The following is a 23,680-nucleotide window of genomic DNA, read 5'->3' as shown; positions in this document are numbered from 1 at the left end:
GTAGGTGTCGCTTAAAGGGGACGGTAATGAAAATAAAAACAAAATTCCTCTCGCTCTCTATTATCCCGATGATTCTGGTGGTGCTGTCGGTGATGCTGGTGGTGAAGTGGCAGTTGGAAATGCTGGAGCAGGAGGAAGTTGCCTCCATTCGCAGTGAGATGATCGAGGCGCGGCAGCAGGAGCTGCAAAACTATATCGATATGGCCATGGGCGCCATACGACCGCTACAGCATCGTCTTGATATGCGTTACCAGGAGAAGATCGACCAGGCGACCGAAGTGCTCAATGGCATGACGTTCGGTGACAACGGCTTTATCTACGGTTACGACCTGGACGGCAATATCGTCTTTCATTCCGGCAATGCCGACATGATCGGCAAATCGGTGCTGGAGCTGACCGACCCGGACGGTAAACCTTTCGTTAAAGACGTCATCGCCAAGGCAATGGAGGGCGGCGGCTTTGTCCAATTCCGCTGGCCGCGTGTTGAGGGTGGCACACCATCGCCCCGTTTGACCTATGCCCGTGAGATCGAGGTATGGGGTTGGGTGATCGCCACCGGTTTCTACATCGACGATATTGATGCGGAGGTGGCACGGCGTGGCGAGAGTATCGACCATACGGTGACCCAGACCATGATCTGGATATTGGCCTCGGGTGTGGTGCTGGCGCTGCTGGTGAGTGGCGTCAATCTGTTGCTGTCGCGGCGGATTCTGGGGCCGTTGCAGGACACGGCCCGTGCGTTGCTCGATATCGCTGAAGGCGAGGGCGATCTGACCCGACGCCTGGATGTGACCAGCCGTGACGAAGTGGGAGACGTGGCGCGCGGCTTCAATGGGTTTGTCGACAAGATTCACCAGTTGGTGCGGGAGGTGCAGTCCGCCGTCGGCTCGTTGAGCCAGTCGACCGAGTCGATGACCGGAGTGGTCAGCCAGGCGCAGGCCGATACTCGGCAGCAGCGTGAAGATACCGGTCGTACCGCCTCGGCGATTCAGGAGATGGTAGCGGCGGTACAGGAGGTTGCATCCAGTGCGGCACAGGCTGCGCAAGCGGCGCAGCAGGCTGACAGTGATGCGCATACCGGTGATCGAGTAGTGGCCGAGACGATTCGGTCGATCAATCAGCTGGCCGAAGATGTGGACCGCTCTGCCGACGTGATTGCACGTCTGGGGCAGGATGCCGACAATATTGGCAGCGTGGTGTCGGTGATCAGCAGTATTGCTGAACAAACCAACTTGTTGGCGCTGAACGCGGCGATCGAAGCAGCCCGCGCCGGTGATCAGGGCCGAGGCTTTTCAGTGGTGGCTGATGAGGTACGCACCTTGGCCAGCCGTACCCAGCAAAGCACTGACGAGATCCAGCGCATGATCGAACGGTTGCAAACGGGTGCGCGCGAAGCCGTTGATGTGATGGCCAATAGTCGGGAGCAGAGTGCCGCAACGACAGAGCGGGCGGCAGATGCCAGTCGGTCTTTACAGCAGATTACACACTCGGTGGCGACCATCAATGAGATGAATACGCAGATTGCAGGGGCGGCGGAACAGCAAACCGCCGTGGCGGCTGAAATTGAAACCAGTGTGCAGCAAGTCGCTACTATTGCCGATAAAGCGGAGCACAATGCCGGTATTTTGGCAGAGACCACGGCAGGGATGAGTGAGCTGGAGCAGCGGTTGAGCAAACTGGTGATGACGTTCAGGGTGTGAAATCAGGGTCCGCAGTCTGTCTGCGGGCCTGTTTTACAGGGTAGGGGAAAACAGGGTAATCCGTTACAGTCAGTAAATGCGGAGAGATCAAGGTGGACTGTTACGGTTTGTAAAATCGTTCGTGGGCAGGTGTTTGCAAAATACAGACGCAAAAAATTAGCCTCAAGGGCTATTTTCTACATATACATGAGATCAAATCAGAAGGGTGTAAGTAAGTGGTCGGAGCAGAGGGATTCGAACCCCCGACCCTCTGGTCCCAAACCAGATGCGCTACCAAACTGCGCTATGCTCCGACACTATCTTACAATTTTGAGTGGCTCCTCGAGCTGGACTCGAACCAGCGACCAATAGATTAACAGTCTACTGCTCTACCAACTGAGCTATCGAGGAATACTCAATCACGGTATTAAAGGTTGGCTCCTCGAGCTGGACTCGAACCAGCGACCAATAGATTAACAGTCTACTGCTCTACCAACTGAGCTATCGAGGAACACCTCAACCGTGGGGCCGTATATTAGTGACGAGACGGCATTCCGTCAAGCACTAATTCAAAATATTTTTCCTGTGTGATCAACGAGATAATGTAACCGCTTAAGTGTATCGCTGTTTTGATTGCTTAATGATCAATTCGGCCCTGTAGTTAAGTGACAAAAAGTATATGGCGCGTGGAGCGTAGTCTGTGACAATTCCCCTTATCTCCATGCGCGTTTTTCGCTAATATAGCGCGTTTACGCAAACCGACCATAACCGGACGATCTCGTGCTGTTCAACAAGCTTCCAGATGACATATTTCTCCCGCTCTCCGGGCAGAACCGGCAGGTGTACCAGTCGGTATTGCTGGAGTTGGCGGATCTCTTCTTTGATGAAGACCTGATCGACCCTTTTATTCCCCGTGATCTGGTGCGCTCCACGGTTGAAAACGCGGTTGTGCGCCTGGGCGTGCGCCGCTGGGAAGTTGAAGCGGATGAGGAGGCGGCGACCGAGTTGCCGCGTTCTACCGCGGAATACACCAATCGCATTTACCGTCGCCTGGTACAAACCGGTTGGCTGGAAGAAGAGCAGAAGGTTTACCGTACGTACGTCCTGTTGTCGCCCTCGGTCAGCTACCTGCTGCGCTCGCTGGTCAGTATCGCCAAGCTTGAGAAACGCAGTTACGGTGGTGCCGTGCTTAACGTGCTCAGTTCGCTGGAGTCGGCCGTCAATGATCCTGAAGGACGAGGCATTACCTTGGCCGAGGCCGCGCAGACGGCGGCGGACTTCAGTGCCCACCTGACCGACATGATGCTGGCCCTGCGTGAACTCAAGATCAACCTGACGGCCAGCAACAATCCGCAGGAGATCGTGCGCAGCTTCTTCGACCGCTTTGTCGAACAGGTGCTGGTGTCCGACTACAAGACGCTGAAAACGCGTAACAACCCGTTCCGCTTCCGTCGACAGATACTGGCTATCCTGCGTGATCTGCAGTTTGATCCGCTCAGGCTGCAACAGCTGTGCGAGCATTATCAGCTGCAGTTGGATATTTCCTACGATGTGGCTGAATCCCAGGTGCATCAGCACATCAACCGGATTGTCCGTATTTTTGAATCCGTTGATCAGCGTCTGGCGGCCATTGATGATTTCCGTTACCAGCTGGAGAAACGGGTCGCGGATACCGTGCGTTACATGGACAAGACCACGCCGGGCATGGCGGCGCGTCTGTCACGCCTGATCGCGGCGGCGGCCAAACTGCCGGATGAGCAGATCACACCGATTGCCACGCTGGATGAAGTCGGCTTCATCTCTCCGGCCAGTGTGCGTGCACCGGTACGGCGTCGGGTCGAGGCCACACCACGGGTGATCACTCAGCAGGTGATCGATCCCAAAGTGTTGGAGTTGCGGCGTCTGTTCAAGGAGTGGAAAGAGCGGCGTGAGGTCAATATCGACCGTCTTGAAGCCTATCTCGACAGTCAGTTTTCCGGGCGGGATCAGCTGCGGGCGACGGACTTCAACATCACGTCAGTGGAAGACTACATCTGCTTCAGTTACATCCGCCATCTGCACTCGCTGGGTAAAAAGACACAGCAGATGCGCAAACGTTACCGAATTCAATTTGAAGACACCTACGTCAATGTCGCCGATATGGTGACCTGTCGTGGTTTTATCATCCACAGGAAACCCTAAATGCTTGGTGATCTGCAGAAAATCGTCTCCCGCACTGAACAGCACGACGCCGATGACTTCATCCGCGCCGCTGGCCTGTTGTTGAGCAGCCAGTTCCTCTATGCGGACCGCCCGGTACACCGTGACGGCTACTTCCTGATTGCCAGCAACCTGGACTACTTCCGCAACCTGTTTGCCGCCATCGGCTGGACGCTGGTGTATCAACCGGATGAAGCGTTTCTGGGGGTGATTCCCCAAGGCGAAGAGCGCGTGCTCAAGTTGAAGCTGGATGAATCCCTGCTGATGCTGTGTCTGCGTCAGCAGTATGAGCAGAAACTGGAAAACTTCGAAGTCGAAAGCGGCAAGGCCTATACCAGCACCAATGAGCTGCTGCGCCTGTTTGCCAGCCTGACCGGCAAGGATATTCCCAACGAGACCCGGCTCAAGGAGATCCTGTCGCTGTTCACCCGTCATGGTTTGATTGAACGCGGCAAGCTTGACGAGACTGATCCGAAGAATATCCCGTTGAAAATCAACCCGACCATCCGTCAGGTCGTCGTTGAAGACTATATCGGTCAGCTGGAAGCCCTTTGCGATATCGACCTGAGCGATGCGCGTGACAGCGACGGTGAAGAGAGTGATGCCAGCGAAGAACAGGCGGACGCGACACCCGTTGTCGAAGCCGCTGCTCCCGAATCTGAACCCGAATCCGATAGTGAGTCTACCGAACAGGCTGATGAAACGACCGTGCGTAACGAGGAAGACCCGTCATGAAACAGCTGAATCGCATTGTACTGGTCAACTGGTATGTACTGGGCGCGGTCGAGATCCCGATCAAGGGTAACGTTGCCATCGTCGGTCCCAACGGCTCGGGCAAGTCCTCGCTGCTGGATGCCATCCAGACCGTCTTGATGGGCGGGCACAAGCGCCATCTGAGCTTCAACGCCTCCGCCGGCGACAAAAGCGAGCGTTCACTGCGCACCTACTGTCTCGGTTTCATGGATGATCAGGGCAAAATGGCGTCGGCCCGTGAAGACTCGCTGACGTACATGGCCTTGAGCTTCTTTGACACCGAAACCGCCAAGGAAAGCTGTATCGGTATCGCCATCAGCGCCTCCACCGCCACCGCTGAAGAGGACGTGCTCGGCCGTTTCATCCTGCCGGAGTTTTCGGTCTCGCTGGATGACTTCTCGGTCAAAGAAGGGGATGGCCGCATGCCGCGTCCCTGGAACGAAGTGCGTGACAGCCTGATGCAGCAGTGTCCGGATATGGTGCTGGAGAAGCGGGCCAACCGTTTCATCCGCGATATGGTGACTCACTTGAGTCACGACCCGCAGATGCCGAATGATGACGAAAAATTCGTCAAAAACTTCAAGAATGCGCTCAAATTCGTCCCGATCGACAGCCCGACCCGCTTTATTCGCGAATTCGTACTCGACGAAAACATCGTCCATGTTGGCGCATTCCGCAAATCGCTCGACGAATATCGGGCGATGGAAAACAAGACGCTGGAAGTGGCCAACCGCATCGGTGAGCTGGAAAAGGTGCAGGAACTCTGTACCGGTATCAGTCGCAACGTCAGGAACGCGGTGGAATACGAGTGGGTGGTACACGAAAGCCGCTTTGAAAATGCCGACCTGCGTAAGGAAGATACCGCCGAGCGTCTGGAAGGTGCCGCCGAGAAAGAAACCGAGCTGCAGCAGCAGCTGGAAGAAAACAGCACGCGCCTGAATCAGGCGATGCAGGACCTGGCCAACGCCCGCGCCGAGCTGAACACCAGCGACTCCGCGCATAAGGTTCAGGCGTTGGAATCCACGGTCAAGGCACGTCAGCATGAGCTGAGCGTGGTTGGCAGCAAAATCCAGCAGGCGTATAACCTGCTGCGCACTACCGTCGGGTTTGCCAATGATCACGACCTGCTGCCGGATGACTTCGCGCCGCTGGTCGAGCGGTCGGTGGAGCTGTGGCGTTCCGGTGAAGGCTTGGCGGCGGATGCCTGGCCTGCCGAGCCGGTCAGCGTCGATACCGTGATTGAACAGCTTCGTGGTCAGGTGGATGGTGTGCGCAAGGCAATTGCGCGCCGTTACGAAGAATCGGTGATTCGCATCAATGATCTGCGCAGCCTGATCCAGAATCAGAGAAGCGCGGTCGAGCAGCTGCAGCAGGGCCGCGCGCCGATCCGTCATAACACTCGTGAGCTGATGGAGCTGCTGGGCGAATACGGCATCGAGTCGACGCCAATCTGTGAACTGGCCGACATCAATGATGACAAATGGCGTATCGCCATCGAATCCTTCCTCGGTGCCCGTCGTGAAGCCTTGATCGTCGCACCGGACCGGGTCAAGGAAGCGATTACGCTTTACCGTCGCAAGGGCCGCCACCTCAAGGGCTGCCGGATCATTAACACTACCAAGTCCGGTGACTGGCTGCACCGCAGCAAGCGTGGCTCGCTGGCCGAGTTTATTGATACCGACAACGAACACGCCCGCGCCTATATGAATCGTGCGCTCGGCGGCGTGATGGCGGTGGAAACCGAACATGAACTACTGCAGCAGGAGCGGGCACTGACCTACGACTGCATGCTGCAGACCGAAGGCTCCACCACCTCGATCAATGAACTGAGCCCGATCATGGGTATCCGTCGGCGTCAGGATCAGCTGGTGGTGCAGGGCCGTGAAGTGGATGAACTGATTGCCGAGTTCACTACTCTGGGCAAGCGCCATGAAGCCTTGGAAAAACTGCGTGACACCCTGATCAGCATGACTGCCGGGCTGACGCAGATGACTGAAAGCGTGTTCGACCTGACCAATCAGCGTGAGCAGTTGAATGCCGAGATTCAGGGATACGAGCAGGCGGTAACGGACCTGCGTAACCACGATGACAGCGGCATCCAGATCCGCATTGCCGAGTTGGCCGAACAGCAGAAGCAGGTTGAATCCCGCCAGCGCACGCTGATGGACAAGTTGCAGAAAGTGCGCACCGGCATGATCAAGGACAATGCCAGTCTGGAAGTGCTGGAACAGGAGCTGGTCGAGCACGCCCAGGCCCGTAGTCGCTGTGCCGAGCAGGCGCACTTTGATGCCCAGTCTGCACAGGAAAAGCGCGACTATCTGGATGAAAGTTGTGCCGGTGAGCTGGAGCGCATTATCTTCGAAGCGGCGAAAAAGGCGCAGTCCGAACTGCAGCTGCATGAGAAGAAGAAAAACGCCGTGCGTGACGGCGTGGCCCAGTACAAGGCTCGCTACCACGGTGGCGGCATGAGCCATCAGGAACTCGACAATATCAGTGCCGAGTCCAGCCACGAAGATCTGGAATTTTACGTCAACAAGACCGTGCAGGCGCTGCGCGACTCTGAACTGGCGGAATACACGCACCGTGCCGAGCGGGCGCGTCTTGAAGCGGAGACGGCGTTCCGGTCCGACTTTGTGGCGCACCTGAACGACCAGATCAACAAGATCAAGGACTTGATTCGCGAGCTGAACAGCCACCTGAAGAACCGTCCGTTCCATCAGGAAATGTACAGCTTCGAGATGATGCCCAACCCGGAATTGAAAGATATTCTGGAGCTGGTCGAAGCCTATACCCGTCTGGATCAGGCCAATGTCGGCACCCTGTTCGATATTCAGCATGAGGGCGACAACACCCACCGTGACGCCCTGAACAAGATCCATGATGTGCTGCGTGACGAAGGCGAAAGCAGCCTGCTGCAGGATTACCGCAACTTCTACAATTTTGAACTGGTGGTAAAAGACCTGCAGGGCAACCGCAAAACCACGCTGACCCAGCGTATCAAGACCGGTTCCGGCGGTGAGCATCAGGTGCCGTTCTACGTGGCTATGGCTGCGGCGCTGGGCGCGACCTATCGCCTCAAGGAAAGCGGCGATGCACAGCCGGTGGGTGGCATGAGCCTGTCGGTGTTCGATGAAGCGTTCAACAAGCTCGACTCGGAAAACACCGTCACCTCGCTGGGCTTCATGTCGGATCTGGGCTTGCAGACTATTATCGCCGCCCCGGACGAGAAATACTCGCTGCTCTCATCCTGCATGGACACCATCATCAACGTCTGCCGCGATGGGCGGGTGGTGGATCTGGATGTGGAGTTCCCGACCGAGAAAGGCAAGGCGCTGCTGGCCTCTGACCATCCCTACACCCTGATGGCCGCTGCCGAAAAAGGCGAAAACGCGGTGCCGGTGTAAGCCGTTAGCGCAAGGGGGCGGCCAGCAATGGCTGCCCTTGATCCACGGACCGGGACGGTGGGCTGAGATCGGGAATCAGGCTAATCAACGGCTGGCGACGGCAACTGATCAGCAGGCGAGGCCCTGACGGGCTGGCACTCCAGTCTTCTGCATGGGCCAGCAGATCCAACAGCAGGGCAGCAGGCGTCAGGTTGATGCCTTCCTGTTCGCTGCGCCAATCACGGTACTGTTGATTGGCGAGCAGGCGTTTCAGGTTCCGGCTATCCCAGTATGCAGGCAGGCGACGTAGCGGGGTGAGTACCTCGCTGCATCCCGGTGCATGCAGGTGCGGGTCACGCGGGGTTGAGCGCCGTGCGCTCATATCGGTGTGTACGCCCAGCAAGTCGTTGTCGCGGACATTCCCTCCAAAATCCAGTGTATCCAGTCCCGCCACCAGTGTACTCAGGCTCCAATTGCAGCGTTTGATCAACTGCCAGGCCGGATCAATGGCGCGGCGCGAGCCCAGTGTATAACGCACTGGTGCGCCCTCGCCAAACAGGGTCAGCTGCAAAAAGTGGGTTTGAAAGTCGACCAGGCAGGCCGGTGTATCGACCAGACAATAAGGTGCCTCGCGGCGGCAGAAGGCGATCCACTCGGCTCGGCTTTCAAGATGTGGCAGTACGCGGATAATCATAAGTACTCGTGTTCGTTATAGTCCGCAAGTATAAAGCAAAGCCCGACGTATTGACGATCCGTCAGGGCTGTCCAAGCCGGTGACAATTCTTTACAGTTGTGGTTTTACTCGGGCTTGCCGATGAATATCCATCCTCTGCGTTCACACCTTTACGATGAGCTGCATTCGCGGCCCTTTCAGGTTATTCCCAGCCCGGCACGGGTCACGCATATCGCGCTGTTGTGCTCCGAGGCGGAAAAGCAGGCGCAGCATGAACATCTGCAGCAACTCCATGGCCTGTTCGGGTGTCCGGTGAACCAGCAGGATCTGAACTGCTATGAATACGACTGCGGTGATTTTCGTCTGCGCCGCGAAAAGCATACCGAATTTACCACCTACACCTTTATCAATCTTGATATTCCGGCAGACGCCGATGCTTTTGATGTAACTGGTCTCACACCTTTGCCCCAGGGCTGGATCGAATCGTTGCCCGGTGAAGTCGTGGCTGCCTTTCATGTCAGCATCGAAGATGCACGCGAAGGGGAGGAGCCTGCCTTACCGGCGGTGAAAGCAGCCTTCGAAGAGATGCGTCTGGTTGGCAGCAGCCCACAAGGGGGTGATGCGCAGGTGTGGGCCAGCTTCCAGCTGCACTCGGATGGTTTTGGCCGCTTGATGGTGGTCAACAAGCAGATGAGTGACAGCCAGCTGGGTCGACTGACGCAGCGACTGATGGAGATCGAAACCTACCGGTTGATGGCACTGCTGGCTCTGCCGCTGGCCCGTTCGGTCTCGCCGGAACTGGGACGGATGGATGCGCGGTTGGCCAAACTCACCCAGCAGCTGGCCGACAAGGGGGAAGTGGATGAGCCGAGCCTATTGGCCGATCTGATCGACATGGCGGCCAGTATCGAGTCATGGCGGGCGCGGCTTACCTTCCGCTTCAGCGCAACCAAGGCCTATCATGCGCTGGTACTGACCCGGCTTGAAGAGTTGCGCGAGAACGAAGTGTCCGGCCATTTGACCATCACCGAATTCATGACTCGGCGATTAACCCCAGCGGTGCGTACCTGTCAGGCCAGTGGCGAGCGTCTGGAAGACTTGTCGCGCCGCGTTGACCGTGTTTCTGACATGATGCGTACGCGGGTAGAGTTGGGTATTCAGCAGCAAAATCAGCAGCTGCTCAGTTCCATGGACCGGCGTTCACGCATTCAGTTGATGATGCAGCATACGGTGGAAGGACTGTCGGTGGTGGCAATCAGCTACTATCTGATCGGCTTGCTGAAGTATGTGTTCGAGGCGGTGTATGATGCCGGTATACCGATCGACAAATCACTGGCGACCGGTGTTTCGGTACCCGTGGTGGCGTTCAGCGTTTGGCTGGCGACACGGCGTATACATCACCGTTTTATTCAGATGGCGCGCAAGGAAAAACCGCAAGGTTAAGCCCAGTGTCTTCCCTGTACGTACGTGGAGTAGAGATGAGTATTGCAGAACAATTGGAAAGCCTGCTGAGGGCGGGTTTGAACGTCGAGCACCTTCAGCTGGAAAACGAGAGTCACATGCACTCCGGGCCTGCCACGGAAAGCCATTTCAAGCTGGTATTGGTGAGCCCTGATTTCGAAGGTGAGCGTCTGGTACCACGGCATCAGCAGGTGTACGGATTGGTTGCGGAGCTGATGCAAAACCCGATTCACGCCCTGGCGCTGCACCTGCATACGCCGGACGAGTGGCAGGCGCGCAACGGTGAAGTACCGTTGTCGCCGACCTGTAAGGGTGGTTCCAAGGCGGATCAGGGATAATATCGAAGGTGTCAGTGCCGGGTCGGCGTGAACGTCATCTCTTCGGCGGTCATGCCCGAGCTGAATTCATCAAGCGAAGGCTCGGCAGCAATCTGATAGCCCTCGCTGGCCCACTCGCCCAAGTCAATAAGACGGCAACGCTCCGAGCAGAACGGGCGGAAGGGATTGCTTTCAGCGTAAGCGGCGGGCTGGCTACACTGCGGACATTTCACCATTTTCACGCGGGTATCAGTCATTGCGGCTGTTCTCCTCGGCGGCCAGTGTTTGCAGTTGCGGATGCAGGGCGGCGACTGCCGCTGCCAAGGCATCCTGAGAGCCACTGTTGTCCAGTATGTAGTCGGCGTGGCTAAGGCGTTCCTCACGGGTGGCCTGTGCCGCCAGGATCTGCTTAACCTGCGCCTCTTCAATGCCGTCACGCTGCATGGTGCGCTCAACCTGCAGTGACTCGGGCACATCGACCACAATCACCTTGCTGATCAGCAGGTGCTGGTCGGTTTCCAGCAGCAGCGGCGAGGCCAGAATGGCGTAGTCGTGGCCGTCGGTGTCCAACTGCTCAATGGTGTCCAGAATCTGATTGCGAATCAGCGGATGCAGTAGAGTTTCCAGCCAGTTGCGCTCGCGCTCCTTATCGAACACGATGCGGCGCAGCGCCGGTCGGTCCAGCGTGCCGTCGGCCGTGATCACGTTTTGGCCGAAATGCGCAGCAATTTTGAGCAGGGCTTCGCTGCCTGGCTCAACCACCTGACGTGCGACTACATCGGCATCAATCACCGGTACGCCCAGTGCCGTGAAACATGCAGAGGCAGCACTTTTACCGCTGCCGATACCACCCGTGAGTCCTGCTACCAGCATCAAAAACTCCCAAGATATGCGGAAATGATCGGTTCACCCCAGAGCAAAGCTATCCACCCGGCGATCGCCAGGTAAGGTCCGAAAGGCAGAGGATTTTGCGCTTGATGACGGCGAAAAGCAATCAGCAGCATGGCTATCACCACTCCAACTACGGAGGAGAGCAGGATCACCAGTGGCAGAACTTGAAAGCCGCCCCAGGCACCAATGGCGGCGAGCAGCTTGAAGTCACCATAGCCCATGCCTTCTTTACCGGTTAGCAGCTTGAACGCCCAGTAAACCCCCCAGAGAATCAGGTAACCGGCAGCTGCACCAAAGACCGCACTCTCCAGTGAGGTAAACAGGCCCTGGGTATTCAGCAGCAGACCCAGCCACAGCAGCGGCAAGGTGATGGAGTCGGGCAGCAGGTGGTGGTCAAAGTCGATAAAGGTCAGCGTGATCAGGGCCCAGGTCAGCAGCACCAGTGCGCCACCTTCCACAGTGAAGCCGAACTGCCAGATGATCCAGCCGGAACCGGCAGCGGTCAGCAGTTCGATAAACGGATAGCGGAATGAGATGCCTGTACCGCACCCGCTGCAGCGCCCGCGCAGGAACAGCCAGCTGATCACCGGTATGTTCTCGAACCAGCGGATTTCATGGCCACAATTGCCGCAGCGCGAGCGTGGCGTCATCAAATTGAATGCGGGCTGCGCCTCGGCAGGTTTGCCAGATTCAGCATCGGCTTCAGCGGCCAGCATGGCATCCCATTCCCGCTGCATCATCACCGGCAGGCGCAGGATAACCACGTTCAGGAAGCTGCCGATCAGTAGCGAAAGCATGGCAGTAAAAAGAGCCACCAACAGCGGCTCGGCTTGCAACAGTTCAAACATTAAACAACGTTACCCAGCTGGAAGATCGGCAAGTACATGGCAATTACGAGGCCACCGACCAGCACGCCGAGTACGGCCATGATCAGTGGTTCCAGCAGGCTGGAAAGGTTGTCCACTGCGTTATCGACATCCTCTTCATAGAAGGTAGCAACCTTGTCCAGCATCATATCCAGGGAGCCGGCTTCTTCGCCAATGGCAATCATCTGGATGGTCATGGTGGGGAAAACACCGGTCATGGTGATGGCGTTTTGCAGTGACTGACCGGTGGAAACACCGTTACGGATCTGGATGATCGCGTCACTGTACACGACATTTCCTGCTGCGCCTGCGGCTGAATCGAGCGCTTCTACCAGCGGTACACCGGCTGCAAACGTGGTAGACAGGGTGCGGGTAAAGCGTGCAATGGCGGCTTTATGCAGAATGGGGCCAAGTATTGGGATACGTAACACTGCGCGGTCAACAAAGTTAGAGAATTTTTCGGATTTGGCACGGGCCTTGGTAAAGGTGAAGCCTATGCCCATGGCACCAATCAGACCGATAAACCACCATTGTTGCATCCATTCAGATAGCCCAATGACCCACTTGGTGAAGGCCGGCAGGTCTGCGCCAAAACTGGAAAAAACACTTTCAAACTGTGGTACCACTTTCACCAGCAAAATTGCGGACACGACAATACCAACCACTACAACAGCAGCGGGGTAAGTCATCGCCTTTTTAATTTTTTTCTTCAGTGACTCGACCTTTTCCTTGTAAGTGGCGATGCGGTCGAGCATGGTTTCCAGTGCGCCGGACTGCTCACCGGCATTGATCAGTGAACAGACCAGGTCATCGAAATGTTGCGGATGACGTTCAAAGGCGCGTGACAGGTTGGAACCACCGTTGACATCATCACGGATGGCATAAATCATCTGTTTGAGTTTCTCTTTTTCAGCTCCGTTGCCAACGATCTCCATCGCCTGTAGCAGGGGTACACCTGCTTTCATCATGGTAGCTAATTGGCGGATGAAATAGGCAACATCCGCTGGTTTGACCGGCTTATTCTTTGCGCTGAAAATAGAGCTGCGCTCTTTGACTACCTTGCCGGGCTTAATGCCCTGTTTGCGTAACAAAGTCTTGGCGGCTGCCAAGCTTTCTGCATCGATTTTACCCTTACTGGTATTGCCGCTTTTATCTTTGCCTTGCCAGTCAAAAGTGGCTCTCTTTGGGGCTTTTCTTGCTACCGTTGCCATGCTCTATCCCTGTCAGATTTTGATTACGCGGTTAAGCTCTTCAAGGCTGGTAACACCTGCGGCCACTTTGAGCAGTCCCGATTGGCGCAAGGTACGAAAGCCCTGTTGCTGAGCAACACGCAGAATATCGATGGAGTTGCCATTTTCCATAATACATTCGGCAATTTCAGGCGACATCTTCATCATCTCGTACACACCCACACGTCCTTTATAGCCTCTGTTGCATTTGCTGCAGCCGTCGGCATTAGCAGCATAGAGTTGCAAGTCAGGTATCTGGTTGGGCGTAAAGCCCTCTTCCAGTAGGGCAGCTTCCGGAAGATTGACGGGCTCTTTACAGCTTTCACATAAGCGTCGCCCCAGGCGCTGTGCAATGATTAGACTGACCGATGTAGCGATGTTAAATGCCGGTACACCCATGTTGCGCAAGCGGGTCAGTGTTTCCGGTGCGCTATTGGTATGCAGGGTTGAAAGCACCATATGGCCGGTTTGTGCCGCCTTGATGGAGATTTCGGCGGTTTCTAGGTCACGGATCTCACCCACCATGACGACATCCGGGTCCTGACGCAGGAATGAGCGCAACGCTTCGGCAAAGGTCAGCCCTACCTTGGCGTTTACGTGTACCTGGTTGATACCTTCCAGGTTGATTTCCACCGGGTCTTCCGCCGTGGAGATATTACGCTCTTCGGTATTGAGAATGTTCAGGCCGGTATACAGGGAAACGGTTTTACCGGAGCCGGTAGGGCCGGTTACCAGGATCATCCCTTGGGGCTGCTCCAGTGTGGTCAGGTATGCTTCTTTCTGATCGGGCTCAAAGCCTAGCGCCTCAACGCCCATCTTGGCACTGCTGGGGTCGAGAATACGCAGTACGATCTTCTCGCCCCATAGGGTCGGCAGGGTGTTAACACGAAAATCGATTGCGCGTTTGGCGGATACTTTCAGTTTGATACGGCCATCCTGAGGGACGCGTCGTTCTGATATATCCATCCGTGACATCACCTTGAGGCGAGCTGTCATGCGGCTAGCCAGGTTCAGCGGCGGGCGATGAACTTCCTGTAGCATGCCATCAATACGGCAGCGGACGCGATAGCTCTTCTCGTAGGGCTCAAAATGGATGTCCGAAGCCCCCTTTTTAATGGCGTCCATCAGTACTTTGTTAATGAAGCGGACGATAGGGGTTTCGTTCGCCGCATCTTCAGCACTTTCCTTGTCCTCAGTCTTGGGTTGGTCGTCTCCCAGTTCGATGTTATCGAGGTCGGCGTCTTCAAGCGCGTCCATGGCATTATCGGCACCATCAAGAAAGTGCTCCAGCCTGCGACTGAGTTTATCTTCCTCAACAATGACCGCTTCGGTAGTTTTACCCGTGTGAAACTTGATTTCATCCAGTGCTTGAATGTTGGTCGGGTCTGCCAGCGCGATATAGATGCGATTGTCACGCTGCATCAATGGCAGTGTTTTGTGCTTGGTAATCAAGGCCTCAGATATCAGGCTTTGCGGGATGGCATCGTCACCGAATGAGTCCAAATCGAAAAAAGGCAGGCCAAATTCTTCTGAAGCGGCCGTTGCCGCCCGGTGCGCACTGACCAGTCGATGGCTGATAATGTAATGAATGAGTGGCTGATTGGCTTCACGGGCTTGTGCCACCGCATCCTGGGCGACCTCAGTCGAGAACACACCATCGTTGACCAGCCGTTTGGCCAAGCCGGTTAGGGGCTGCAATCCTTGAGACACCGTAGCTCCTGTTGCCATGTAGAAGTTATAACGAAAGGGTAGGGAAAAGAGGTGCTAATAGTACTGCAATCAAACCACAGGCGCAGCTGAAGTGTAAACCGGCGAGTGTTAAGTACTGGTTTATTGATCAGGCTCAAGTCAATTGAGTGTTCAGTTTGTATTCAGGCTGGACACAGGGGGTCGCCGCTGTCTACTATGGTCACCAGCAGGCAATCACAGGATGTTGATTGCAGGCTTTCAAATATGGATTGTTAACTCGCTGGAGAGATAACTCAATGAACAACGAAATGATGAAGCACAATCAGCAGGGTTTCACCCTGATCGAACTCATGATCGTAGTTGCGATCATCGGTATTCTGGCTGCGATCGCGCTGCCGGCCTACCAGGATTACACGGGTCGTGCACAGGCGGCAGAAGCGTTGAGTGCTACAGCAGGTATTCGTGCGGACATCGCAGTTGTATTGTCTGAAGATGGTGACTTGGCTGACATTCCTGGACGTGTTGACGATGCGGCAGCTGCGCTCAATGGTAAGTATATTACAGACGGTGGGGCAACTATTGCCGCCAACACTGGCGCAATTAGCGTGCCTTTTGATAGCGGTGTATTGAGTGGTGAGACAATGACAATTACTCCGACTTTGAATGGTACTCAAATTTCTACTTGGGTATGTGCTGATGTACCTGCACAGTTCATCCCGTCTGGCTGTGAAGCTCCGTAAGTCAGATATATGGGGTGTCATGTCATGAGTTGATTTATTAAGGTGCCCCTTTAGTAGTTGAAAAAGCCTCGCTTAATGCGGGGCTTTTTCATGTGTGTGTTTTTTCATCTTGCTCGAATGTGTCGAGTTTTGTTTTTATGTCTATTATTGATACAGAGTTTGATATTAAGTGCCGATAGTGTGTGCTTGAAAATTCGTTCATGATGACCCTGTGCATGGGGTAAATTAAAGTAAGGGCTGCAATTCAATGGATAAAAATAAAGGCTTTACCCTGGTTGAGTTGATGATTGTAGTTGCAGTTATTGGTGTTTTGGCTGCGATTGCATTGCCTGCTTATCAAGTATATACCGCTCGTGCTCAGCTAATGGAGGCATTAACATTGACTGACGGTGTTCGTCAGACTGTCGGCATTTATTTTTATGAATACGGCCGCCTGGATGTTGCCAGCTCTGCCAGTGACTCTGCTGTGTCGATCAAAAATCGAGCGGCTGCACTGGATGGTCGCTATGTGAGCCAAGTCAGTATCCATGGCGCGGCAGGCAGTATCGGTGTTGCCTTTGATCAAGGTGCACTTGCTGGTATGGGATTGAGGTTTGAGCCTTCAGTGAGCACTAGCCAAATCGTTACTTGGCGCTGCATTGCTGATGGTAGCGTCGCAGGTGCGAGTGCCCCTGTTCCTGATAAATATCTACCGAGTTCATGTCGATAATATAGGTGGTAAGTATCTGGATAATGTCTTGTTCCCGAGCTATCCATGATAGACAGATACACACCTGTCCATCCGATATTCCAAAGGTGAAGGGTGCTACAGTGCTTCTTTTAGCTGTATGTTAATCAGAATAGAGGTTCGATCTACATCGTTAAAACAATAGCGGCCAGAATCCCATTCCATTGAAGTAGTAGCGCCGAAGCAGACTATTGGCTCTTGCAGGATGGTCCTGTCCCCATCGACACCCACCGGGTGGAGAACTTGATTCGTCTTTGTGTTCTGGGCCGCAAGAACTTTCTGTTCGCGGGTTCGTTACGCAGTGGTGGCCGTGCGATCGCCAAAATGCGCTACAGCATCAAAACTGGAAGCTGATAGATGACGCCTGACCAGAGACGGTTACGTTGGCAGGTAAAGACAATCAAGCTGGTACCCCAAAGCAGCAGAATATAGTTCCTGCTGCTTCGGAATCGGACGGCTACCTTTATTAATTAATGATTTCATACCAGTCTTTCATGTCGCCGTTGAGGCCAACACCAATGCTGTCTCCAGTGTTATCCAGTGCATCCGAGCTGTACTTAACGTCGGGTGTACCGTTACCGGCGAAAGGTGTATAGCCTTCTGGGCAGCCGGTTGCATCAACAATGATGGCACCATAGACAGAAAAGTTACCACCAAAGTTAACTTCGTTGCAGTCACGAATAACTATCAGGCCAGCATAAGCGCCGGTGCCTTGGTTTGACAGCGTACCGGGGTTGCCATTCTCATCAGTACCTTCAATTATCAATAAACCACCGGCAGTTGAGCCAGGCATATTGAAGTTGTCAGTTGCAGGGTTGATGACCGATGCCTTGGGGTTATTGATCGTGCCCAAAGAGCTGTCGGCGTTGGCGGCGGCCTTGAATATATCTTTCATGAACTTGCCGTCTTTGCCTACATAATCAGTGTCTTTGGGGGCCGTGTTGTTACCATCTGTATCGTCCGGGTAGTCATTGGGTCCCCAGACAGCACCGCTGCTTTTGTCCTTGCCACTGGCAACATCTGTATTGTTTTCATCACTTGAGTTGAAGCGGTCGAGGCCCGTAAACGCCTTTTTCTTCTTTCCGTTTGATCCGCCCTGAAGGGTGACATCACTGTCACTATAATCGGAAAAAAATACGGCAGGCACCACTGCCTTGTCAGCGTCGACAGGGTCAACCCAGCATGCGCTGCCGGTACAGCCTTCGTTTGGAACGGGGTGGTTTTGACCACTGATAGGAGCGTCGTTTGCAGCGCCGGCTTGGACATTACAAGCACCGCCAAAGCAGCTTATGGCGGCTGGTGCTGGCGGCATACCAATGCCGCCACCGCCAACATCAAGGTCAAAACCGATCATGCGCTGTGCGTTACCGGTTTGGCCCAGGCTGATTAATTTGAGCTTGCCGGGAGTTGGAGTAGCACTGCCACCTTCGAATATGGGTTCTGCCATCACGGTGTAGGTGGATGCAGGGCCGTTACCATTATTAGCGAAAGGGATGCCTGCAAAGTTGGGCAGGTTGCGAGGTTTTTCATTTGGCCCCCAGTTTTTTGTTACCTGGCCATATACCTTGTCCCAATTCTGCTGAGCTTTTGCAATTTTTTCGGCTTTTTTATCAGGCGTACTGTCGTCCATGTTTGCCGCCGTCACATGATCGACAAATGCTCGGCGACCCGCTTCGGCTGCAAAAAAGGCTTCAGTATGTGTTTTACTGTTACCTGTCATCCTTTCGTCGCTGATCGTTGCATTCATCAGACTGGTTGCACCGATCATCAATATGGCCAGGAGTATCAGGCCAACCAGAAGGACGGCGCCCTGTTGCTTGTGCGCACCGATGCTGTGGGGGCGGTGTAATGACATGAAAGTCTCCTTGCTAGCTAGCGCGTTTTGCGGCTTTGCGGTTATTGTTCCAGGACCGTCCGCATGGTGGGCGGCCTCATCCTTGAATGCGGCTTTTGACGTCATTCGGCGCCATAAGTTTAAGCGCTATGAATAGAAGCTTAACAAACTACATTGTTGGTTATTATCTGCTCAGACTCAAGTCCGGTAGGCGTTGATTAGTGATCTGGCGCAACATTTTTTTCTACACAAGTATTGATAATGGCTTAAGTGGTGTTTTTGTGTAGACTTCTCATCAAAGTAATTGAAGGGGCTTGCAAGAATGCCTGAATCGGCTGGCAACTGTCATGAACAAGGACTGACGCTGATTGAACTGCTTATTGTGCTGCTGATTGTAGGAATTCTTTCCTCTATTGCGCTGCCATCTTTTGTCAATCAGATTGAGCGTGGCCGAATAGAGGCTGCAACGGATGATTTAGTTTCGGCTTTGCGTTTGGCCAGGAGCGAGGCCATCCAGCAAAACGCACGTGTCCTTGTGGTGGGTGCGGATGGGGGCGGTAACCCTGATGCAGACCGAAATTATGCGAATGGCTGGGCGGTGCGCCTGCAGGATGCTGAAGGAGTAGTAGATGATGCAGACGAGCTGTTGCGCGTGTACGAGGGCTTTCCAGAAGGTGTTGCGTGTGCGGCCTGTAGCGGAGAAGTTGTATTCAACGGTATGGGAGAGGCAATTACGAACTCTCTGAGTTTGCAGCTGCTTGACGGAGATGAGACCGAATGCATCAATCTGTCGCGTAGTGGTGGTGTGATAACGGGCTGCTAGCTGTACTGGTGTATATGGGGAGGATCTGAATCAGATGGAACTGCATAGGCTATATTACAAGCAACAAGGATTTTCGTTGCTGGAAGCATTGATTGCGCTGGTTATTTTTTCGGTTGCGCTATTAGGTTTGGCGAGAATGTACACTCAAATGATGAGTATGAGTCATAGTGCATATTTTCGTACGCTGGCGACCATTCAGGCCAATGATTTTGAAGAGCGCTTGCGGGCCAATCCTGAAAATGTCGATGATTATGCACTGGCATCCTGCAGTAATGCACCGGCTGGAGGCGATATGGCAGCTACTGATTTGGCGCGGTGGTGTGCTAATTCGGCAGCATTATTTGGCGGAGCTTTTTACCCCGGCAACACAACTGTTGTTGATCTGGTTGATGATTATGAAATTACGATCGCATGGAAAGAGCGAGGCTTGGAAACGGGTGAGCAGGACTTTGAAGATATCGATTTTGTCTACAGAGTGAGTAAATAATCATGGATGGCAAAACACTCTTTACCGGCATTGGTAGGCAACGTGGTTTTTCATTGGTTGAGCTGATGATTGCCATGATTATTGGTCTGGTCCTGTTGGGTGGGATTATTCAAACCATGCTGGCCAGCAAGGAAGCAAGCGCCACGCGGCAAAGTATTTCGACGATTACCGACAACGCTCGTTTCCTGTTTGACTTTATGGCGCGTGACTTGCGTATGGCCGGCAGGGGCTATTGCAATGCGGCAGAGGGTGCCGCTTTTCCTAATGGGTGTGGTAGTGCGAATTGGCCAGCTGACCCGGCAACAGGCCAGCCGATAACACCAGTGGAGCTTGCCAATGACGCGTTGGTGGTTCGTTATGTCACCTTTGCCGACCCGGATAATGACGGTGTAACACAGTCAGTTTTTGTAGAAGCGCAGTATTCACTGGATGGCGATACGGTGGACTATTCGCGGCAAATGACACGGGGTGCTGCACCAGTTCCCGGTACTCCATTCGATATATCGGCTGCCAACCTGCAAGGTTACAACTCCGAACCGCTGGTGACAGGGGTTTCCGCTCTGGGATATGAGTTTGCTCGCTACGATTCGGCAGCTGCGTATGGCTATCATGATGGTAGTACAACCGGTGGCTGGGGGCTTGCGCAATGGCAACGTGTTACTGCCATACGCACCTTTGTCACTTTTGAAGATGTCGATGCTTGGGGTGAAGGGGTGCCGGACAAAGAACTCAGCTTTACAGTTGCCATGCGTAACCAAGTGTCGCGTTGGATACCTTGAAGTTTATCTGCTCAATATTATCAGGTTCGAATACTATGACTGTTTCTAATACGCGCTCGGGTGGCTTTACCCTGATCGAATTGATGATTGTAGTATTGATCATCGGGATTCTCAGTGCCATTGCTTACCCATCATATGTTAATCAAGTTCAACGGGGTAACCGTGCTGAGGGGCGTGCCGCTATTGCAACAGCTGCACAACAGCTAGAGCGCTGTTATACCCGGTACAACAGCTATAATGATGCCAATTGCAATACTATCAATGGTGACACAGAAACAGGGCTTTACTCTATTGCAATCAATGCAGCTGCAGATTCTTATACGATCACTGCAACGCAGCAGTTTGGTGATGCGACCTGTGGCAACTTGACGCTTCAACATAATGGCGTGAAGGGCTCAAACGATAACGATGAATGCTGGTGACAGGGAATGTGTCATGGAAACAGCAAGAGGGTTTGAAAATGGCTAATCACGACATGGCAGGCATGCAAAATATATCGACAGGGCGTCAGCAAGGTTATGTGTTGGTTGTGGGTATGATTTTCCTCCTGATCTTGATGGTAGGTGCTGTTTCATTGATGAGCGGTGTAACACAAGATGAAAAAATGAGTGGTAACACTCAGCGTTCGTCAGGTGCTTTTATGGCGGCCGAAGCAGGCATGCAGACTGCTATTGATGAGCTTTGGGCGGAATACCAAACACATGACTACAATCCGCCCAGCTGGTTTTATTATGAGTGTGATGCAGATGGTAATCTCAGTATTCCTACCGATCCTATCACCGGTGTAACGGAAGAGGTTGTACTTATTGTTGATCAGACTCTCTTTGGTACAGATGGTAGTTCTTTTAGCGTAAATTATGGTGGTATCTGCGATCAAGATGATCAAAATGTCAAGAGTATTAGCCTTGTCAGTCGTGGAGATAAGCATCAGTCGTTGCGTCGTATTCACTTTAATGTAAGCCATGACGGTGAAATTACCTGGCCAGCAGTGTTTGTTAATGAAGATCCTTTGAACCCGGAGTGTAGTTTCAATTTTGGTAACTCCAATTCATATCTTTATGATGGTAATGGCGGACCTGCATTGTCCAGTAATACTCGAGCATGTGCCGAGGATATTCGCCAGTCTGACCATGACAGAGGCCAGCTTGTAGGTGGGGTTATCGCTAATAACCCTGCGCCAGATTTTACCAGCCCTGAAGGGTTGCGCCGTTTTTATGAAGCGATACAAGGTAGCAGCCACACGCAAAACGTATATCCTTCCGAGCCCAAGAACGCGGGTAAAGGTGTGGAGCCGATTGATTTGAACTCACCGGATTTTAGTTGGGTTGAACTGGGTGAGTCTGGCGTTGAGTCTGATCTGACAGATTATGATGAGATGGAAACCGTTGTTGTGCACGGAGACCTGGATATGAAAGGCAGTCTAGACGGCTCAGGTGTCCTGATTGTCACCGGTACGGCTAGCTTTAGTGGTACGCCTAACTGGAATGGTCTAGTCATTATCATGGGGGGAGATGTCAATATTGGTGGTGGTGGTACGACCAATGGCTTACGAGGATCAATGATTGTTTCTAATCTTGATTTTGGTGACTACCGTTATTGCAATAATAGCGGTAGCTGTACTGATAGTAATAGTACGACCCATTATGCGCCGAGCCCTGCATTTAGCGATGAGGGCAGTTGGGACTATCATGGTAACCCGGAAATAAACTGGGATGTAAGTGGCGGTGGTACGGCACGTTATAACTATGCCTGTGAGTTCCTGATGAAGGTTGATGGCTTCCTCACCGACGACGATGAAATGGATCTGGATGAAGAGGATAGTTTCCCAGGGCCTGAAGATTGCCCCGGCAGTGGTGACAGTGGCGACTTTGGTACCCTGTATGTCTTTGACTGGTACGAAGAGGTGAATTAAACAAGCCCTGACTTGCTCGGATGTCTGCTTGACCCCGGTCAGTTTTTGACCAGGGTCTTTTCGTTTCAACGTATGGCTCAGAGCTTGTTTTTTCGATACTATGAATCTTATATAAACAGAGATTCATGTATGTGAATTTTGGTGTATGAGTAGACTAATGGAGTAGTCGATTTCTGCAGTACGGTCCGCGTATCGTCTATTGCATGGCACTCCCTCTGTCTTCCCATGCTATCCATGTCTCCGTTCGTGTGACCATGCAGGAGAGCAGAAGTGAGACGCAAGCGCCCCCATGTACACAGGGAAGCCGTATCCGGTTTTACCCTTCTTGAGGTGATGGTCACGGTCACCATCCTCTCCATCATTCTGTTTATTGGTATCCCCGGTTTCAGCTCGATGTTTGAATCGGCGCGCGAGCGGGCAGCAGCCAGCAGTTTCGTCACGGCTGTCAGCTTGGCACGTTCTGAAGCCTTGACCCGCAACACCTTTACCCATGTGTGCGTGATGGATGCCTGCGGTGCCGGCAGTCGCGAGATTCGTGTGCAAGCTGAAAATGACGATAGCACCCTGGAGTTGTTGCGTGTCTGGGATGTGGAACGAAATGTCGCCTACGAGCAGGCCGGGAATCCCGGCGTGACCATCCGCTTCGCCGCTTTGGGGCTTGCGGTCGATAACAGCGGACAGCAGTTGATGGCACCGCAATCGGTTGATGTGATGGACACGTCCAAGGGTACTGCCAAGGTGTTGGCCAGTTACTGCATTGCCGTGACCGGAAGCCTGACCAAAGGAGGGTGTCAGTAATGATTCAACCGGATCTGAAAGGTTTGCATCAGCAGCAGGGTGCAACGCTGCTGGAGGCGCTGATTTCCATGGTGGTCGTGGCCTTTGGCCTGTTGGGTGTGCTGTCCCTGCAGCTGTACACCATCAAGGCCGGGCAAAGTGCCCAGCTCAGCTCAATGGCTACGCTTCACGCGTATGAGCTGTTTGATCTGATGCGCGCGAATCGTACGGCCGCCCTAAAGGGCAAGTTTGATGATGGCAGCCCCGGAGACCGTGCCTATTGGCAAGGGCGGCTGAGCGATTTGCTGGGCACAGGTACTGGTGCCGAGCTGACGCGCCAGGATCGCCTGTTCACGCTGACCATCACCTGGGATGATTCACGCGGTGCTGTGGTAGATGCCGAGGGCAATGCCTCGACGGATGCCAGTGGCGGTACGCTGACACTGAGTACGGAGATCTGA

General features: G+C 53.8%; 22 protein-coding genes, 3 tRNA genes and 2 pseudogenes. 17 read left to right on the top strand and 10 right to left on the bottom strand.

The features are described from left to right. The first annotated feature begins 26 nt into the window (after positions 1–26). Positions 27–1,700 carry a methyl-accepting chemotaxis protein gene (locus CLV44_RS03345; protein WP_245912588.1) on the top strand — a complete coding sequence of 558 codons (1,674 nt, stop codon included), beginning with the start codon at positions 27–29 and terminating at the stop codon, positions 1,698–1,700. A gap of 216 nt (positions 1,701–1,916) precedes the next feature. Here the strand turns inward: CLV44_RS03345 and CLV44_RS03340 are convergent. From CLV44_RS03340 to CLV44_RS03330, 3 genes are all read right to left on the bottom strand, one after another. Beyond that, positions 1,917–1,993, bottom strand: a tRNA-Pro gene (locus CLV44_RS03340). A gap of 21 nt (positions 1,994–2,014) precedes the next feature. Then, positions 2,015–2,090: transfer RNA gene (locus CLV44_RS03335), tRNA-Asn, on the bottom strand. A 24-nt stretch (positions 2,091–2,114) separates the two neighbouring features. Beyond that, positions 2,115–2,190, bottom strand: a tRNA-Asn gene (locus CLV44_RS03330). Positions 2,191–2,459: 269 nt separating this feature from the next. Here CLV44_RS03330 and CLV44_RS03325 point away from each other — a divergent pair. From CLV44_RS03325 to CLV44_RS03315, 3 genes are read left to right on the top strand one after another with little or no spacing between them, the layout of a single operon-like run. Continuing rightward, the gene (locus CLV44_RS03325; protein ID WP_106590689.1) at positions 2,460–3,860 is read left to right on the top strand and encodes a Wadjet anti-phage system protein JetA family protein; all 1,401 of its coding nucleotides are present in this window, start codon (positions 2,460–2,462) and stop codon (positions 3,858–3,860) included. After that, the gene (locus tag CLV44_RS03320) at positions 3,861–4,613 is read left to right on the top strand and encodes a DUF4194 domain-containing protein (RefSeq protein WP_106590688.1); all 753 of its coding nucleotides are present in this window, start codon (positions 3,861–3,863) and stop codon (positions 4,611–4,613) included. Beyond that, positions 4,610–8,035, top strand: coding sequence for an SbcC/MukB-like Walker B domain-containing protein (locus CLV44_RS03315; RefSeq protein WP_106590687.1), 3,426 nt, complete (start codon positions 4,610–4,612; stop codon positions 8,033–8,035). Before CLV44_RS03320 ends, CLV44_RS03315 begins: the two co-directional genes overlap by 4 nt. A gap of 4 nt (positions 8,036–8,039) precedes the next feature. Here the strand turns inward: CLV44_RS03315 and CLV44_RS03310 are convergent, their stop codons facing one another. Continuing rightward, on the bottom strand, positions 8,040–8,708 hold the full coding sequence (locus CLV44_RS03310; RefSeq protein WP_106590686.1) for a hypothetical protein: 669 nt from the start codon (positions 8,706–8,708) through the stop codon (positions 8,040–8,042). 120 nt (positions 8,709–8,828) lie between these two features. Between CLV44_RS03310 and CLV44_RS03305 the strand changes: the two genes are divergently transcribed. Together CLV44_RS03305 and CLV44_RS03300 are read left to right on the top strand one after the other, a co-directional pair. Further along, positions 8,829–10,130 carry a DUF3422 family protein gene (locus tag CLV44_RS03305; RefSeq protein ID WP_106590685.1) on the top strand — a complete coding sequence of 434 codons (1,302 nt, stop codon included), beginning with the start codon at positions 8,829–8,831 and terminating at the stop codon, positions 10,128–10,130. Positions 10,131–10,165: 35 nt separating this feature from the next. After that, the gene (locus CLV44_RS03300; protein ID WP_106590684.1) at positions 10,166–10,486 is read left to right on the top strand and encodes a BolA family protein; all 321 of its coding nucleotides are present in this window, start codon (positions 10,166–10,168) and stop codon (positions 10,484–10,486) included. Positions 10,487–10,497: 11 nt separating this feature from the next. Here the strand turns inward: CLV44_RS03300 and CLV44_RS03295 are convergent, their stop codons facing one another. Genes CLV44_RS03295 through pilB form a run of 5 tightly spaced genes read right to left on the bottom strand, consistent with a single transcriptional unit; the run spans position 10,498 to position 15,161 of the window. Then, on the bottom strand, positions 10,498–10,722 hold the full coding sequence (locus CLV44_RS03295) for a DNA gyrase inhibitor YacG (protein WP_245912587.1): 225 nt from the start codon (positions 10,720–10,722) through the stop codon (positions 10,498–10,500). Continuing rightward, positions 10,715–11,338, bottom strand: a complete 624-nt coding sequence (gene coaE, locus CLV44_RS03290; RefSeq protein ID WP_106590683.1) for a dephospho-CoA kinase — start codon at positions 11,336–11,338, stop codon at positions 10,715–10,717. Before coaE ends, CLV44_RS03295 begins: the two co-directional genes overlap by 8 nt. After that, a complete protein-coding gene (locus CLV44_RS03285; RefSeq protein WP_106590682.1) occupies positions 11,338–12,204 on the bottom strand; it encodes a prepilin peptidase in 867 nt (288 codons plus the stop codon). Before CLV44_RS03285 ends, coaE begins: the two co-directional genes overlap by 1 nt. Next, positions 12,204–13,433 carry a type II secretion system F family protein gene (locus tag CLV44_RS03280; protein ID WP_106590681.1) on the bottom strand — a complete coding sequence of 410 codons (1,230 nt, stop codon included), beginning with the start codon at positions 13,431–13,433 and terminating at the stop codon, positions 12,204–12,206. The genes CLV44_RS03285 and CLV44_RS03280 overlap by 1 nt, the downstream gene beginning before the upstream one ends. A 12-nt stretch (positions 13,434–13,445) precedes the next feature. Next, a complete protein-coding gene (pilB, locus tag CLV44_RS03275) occupies positions 13,446–15,161 on the bottom strand; it encodes a type IV-A pilus assembly ATPase PilB (RefSeq protein WP_245912586.1) in 1,716 nt (571 codons plus the stop codon). Between the two features lie 290 nt (positions 15,162–15,451). Here pilB and CLV44_RS17700 point away from each other — a divergent pair. From CLV44_RS17700 to CLV44_RS03260, 4 genes and pseudogenes are all read left to right on the top strand, one after another. Continuing rightward, positions 15,452–15,560: pseudogene (locus CLV44_RS17700) on the top strand (prepilin-type N-terminal cleavage/methylation domain-containing protein); the annotation flags it as partial. Positions 15,561–15,580: 20 nt separating this feature from the next. Beyond that, positions 15,581–15,880 (top strand): pilin, encoded by a 300-nt coding sequence (locus tag CLV44_RS03270; RefSeq protein WP_425436392.1) that lies wholly within the window; start codon positions 15,581–15,583, stop codon positions 15,878–15,880. Between the two features lie 247 nt (positions 15,881–16,127). After that, positions 16,128–16,589, top strand: coding sequence for a pilin (locus CLV44_RS03265; protein ID WP_106590679.1), 462 nt, complete (start codon positions 16,128–16,130; stop codon positions 16,587–16,589). Positions 16,590–16,805: 216 nt separating this feature from the next. Further along, a pseudogene (locus tag CLV44_RS03260) lies at positions 16,806–16,922 on the top strand (IS66 family transposase); the annotation flags it as partial. Positions 16,923–17,073: 151 nt separating this feature from the next. Here CLV44_RS03260 and CLV44_RS03255 read toward each other — a convergent pair. Further along, a complete protein-coding gene (locus CLV44_RS03255; protein WP_170069250.1) occupies positions 17,074–18,462 on the bottom strand; it encodes a pilus assembly PilX family protein in 1,389 nt (462 codons plus the stop codon). 301 nt (positions 18,463–18,763) lie between these two features. On the opposite strand from CLV44_RS03255, the gene CLV44_RS03250 reads away from it, so the two are divergent. From CLV44_RS03250 to pilV (CLV44_RS03220), 7 genes are all read left to right on the top strand, one after another. Continuing rightward, complete coding sequence (locus CLV44_RS03250; RefSeq protein ID WP_106590677.1) at positions 18,764–19,264, top strand: GspH/FimT family pseudopilin; 501 nt, start codon at positions 18,764–18,766, stop codon at positions 19,262–19,264. A 34-nt stretch (positions 19,265–19,298) separates the two neighbouring features. Beyond that, positions 19,299–19,751, top strand: coding sequence for a type IV pilus modification protein PilV (gene pilV, locus CLV44_RS03245; RefSeq protein WP_106590676.1), 453 nt, complete (start codon positions 19,299–19,301; stop codon positions 19,749–19,751). Positions 19,752–19,753: 2 nt separating this feature from the next. Further along, positions 19,754–20,530: a PilW family protein gene (locus tag CLV44_RS03240; protein WP_106590675.1), complete on the top strand. Its 777-nt coding sequence runs from the start codon at positions 19,754–19,756 to the stop codon at positions 20,528–20,530. Positions 20,531–20,565: 35 nt separating this feature from the next. Further along, complete coding sequence (locus CLV44_RS17615; protein WP_106590674.1) at positions 20,566–20,952, top strand: type IV pilin protein; 387 nt, start codon at positions 20,566–20,568, stop codon at positions 20,950–20,952. An 8-nt stretch (positions 20,953–20,960) separates the two neighbouring features. Next, a complete protein-coding gene (locus tag CLV44_RS03230) occupies positions 20,961–22,442 on the top strand; it encodes a pilus assembly PilX family protein (protein ID WP_170069249.1) in 1,482 nt (493 codons plus the stop codon). A 270-nt stretch (positions 22,443–22,712) separates the two neighbouring features. Continuing rightward, a complete protein-coding gene (locus CLV44_RS03225; protein WP_106590672.1) occupies positions 22,713–23,240 on the top strand; it encodes a GspH/FimT family pseudopilin in 528 nt (175 codons plus the stop codon). Next, positions 23,240–23,680 carry a type IV pilus modification protein PilV gene (pilV, locus tag CLV44_RS03220; RefSeq protein WP_106590671.1) on the top strand — a complete coding sequence of 147 codons (441 nt, stop codon included), beginning with the start codon at positions 23,240–23,242 and terminating at the stop codon, positions 23,678–23,680. Before CLV44_RS03225 ends, pilV (CLV44_RS03220) begins: the two co-directional genes overlap by 1 nt.

Source organism: Marinobacterium halophilum, assembly GCF_003014615.1.
Taxonomy (GTDB): Bacteria; Pseudomonadota; Gammaproteobacteria; order Pseudomonadales; family Balneatricaceae; genus Marinobacterium; species Marinobacterium halophilum.
Note: the sequence above shows the minus strand (reverse complement) of the source record. Positions and strands in the feature narration are given on the sequence as shown.

Bases quoted from the DNA above. Each gene is read 5' to 3' on its own strand.
- CLV44_RS03345 (WP_245912588.1), top strand. From the start codon at position 27: ATGAAAATAAAAACAAAATTCCTCTCGCTCTCTATTATCCCGATGATT.
- CLV44_RS03320 (WP_106590688.1), top strand. From the start codon at position 3,861: ATGCTTGGTGATCTGCAGAAAATCGTCTCCCGCACTGAACAGCACGAC.
- CLV44_RS03315 (WP_106590687.1), top strand. From the start codon at position 4,610: ATGAAACAGCTGAATCGCATTGTACTGGTCAACTGGTATGTACTGGGC.
- CLV44_RS03310 (WP_106590686.1), bottom strand. From the start codon at position 8,708: ATGATTATCCGCGTACTGCCACATCTTGAAAGCCGAGCCGAGTGGATC.
- CLV44_RS03305 (WP_106590685.1), top strand. From the start codon at position 8,829: ATGAATATCCATCCTCTGCGTTCACACCTTTACGATGAGCTGCATTCG.
- CLV44_RS03300 (WP_106590684.1), top strand. From the start codon at position 10,166: ATGAGTATTGCAGAACAATTGGAAAGCCTGCTGAGGGCGGGTTTGAAC.
- CLV44_RS03295 (WP_245912587.1), bottom strand. From the start codon at position 10,722: ATGACTGATACCCGCGTGAAAATGGTGAAATGTCCGCAGTGTAGCCAG.
- coaE (WP_106590683.1), bottom strand. From the start codon at position 11,338: ATGCTGGTAGCAGGACTCACGGGTGGTATCGGCAGCGGTAAAAGTGCT.
- CLV44_RS03285 (WP_106590682.1), bottom strand. From the start codon at position 12,204: ATGTTTGAACTGTTGCAAGCCGAGCCGCTGTTGGTGGCTCTTTTTACT.
- CLV44_RS03280 (WP_106590681.1), bottom strand. From the start codon at position 13,433: ATGGCAACGGTAGCAAGAAAAGCCCCAAAGAGAGCCACTTTTGACTGG.
- CLV44_RS03265 (WP_106590679.1), top strand. From the start codon at position 16,128: ATGGATAAAAATAAAGGCTTTACCCTGGTTGAGTTGATGATTGTAGTT.
- CLV44_RS03255 (WP_170069250.1), bottom strand. From the start codon at position 18,462: ATGTCATTACACCGCCCCCACAGCATCGGTGCGCACAAGCAACAGGGC.
- CLV44_RS03250 (WP_106590677.1), top strand. From the start codon at position 18,764: ATGCCTGAATCGGCTGGCAACTGTCATGAACAAGGACTGACGCTGATT.
- pilV (WP_106590676.1), top strand. From the start codon at position 19,299: ATGGAACTGCATAGGCTATATTACAAGCAACAAGGATTTTCGTTGCTG.
- CLV44_RS03240 (WP_106590675.1), top strand. From the start codon at position 19,754: ATGGATGGCAAAACACTCTTTACCGGCATTGGTAGGCAACGTGGTTTT.
- CLV44_RS17615 (WP_106590674.1), top strand. From the start codon at position 20,566: ATGACTGTTTCTAATACGCGCTCGGGTGGCTTTACCCTGATCGAATTG.
- pilV (WP_106590671.1), top strand. From the start codon at position 23,240: ATGATTCAACCGGATCTGAAAGGTTTGCATCAGCAGCAGGGTGCAACG.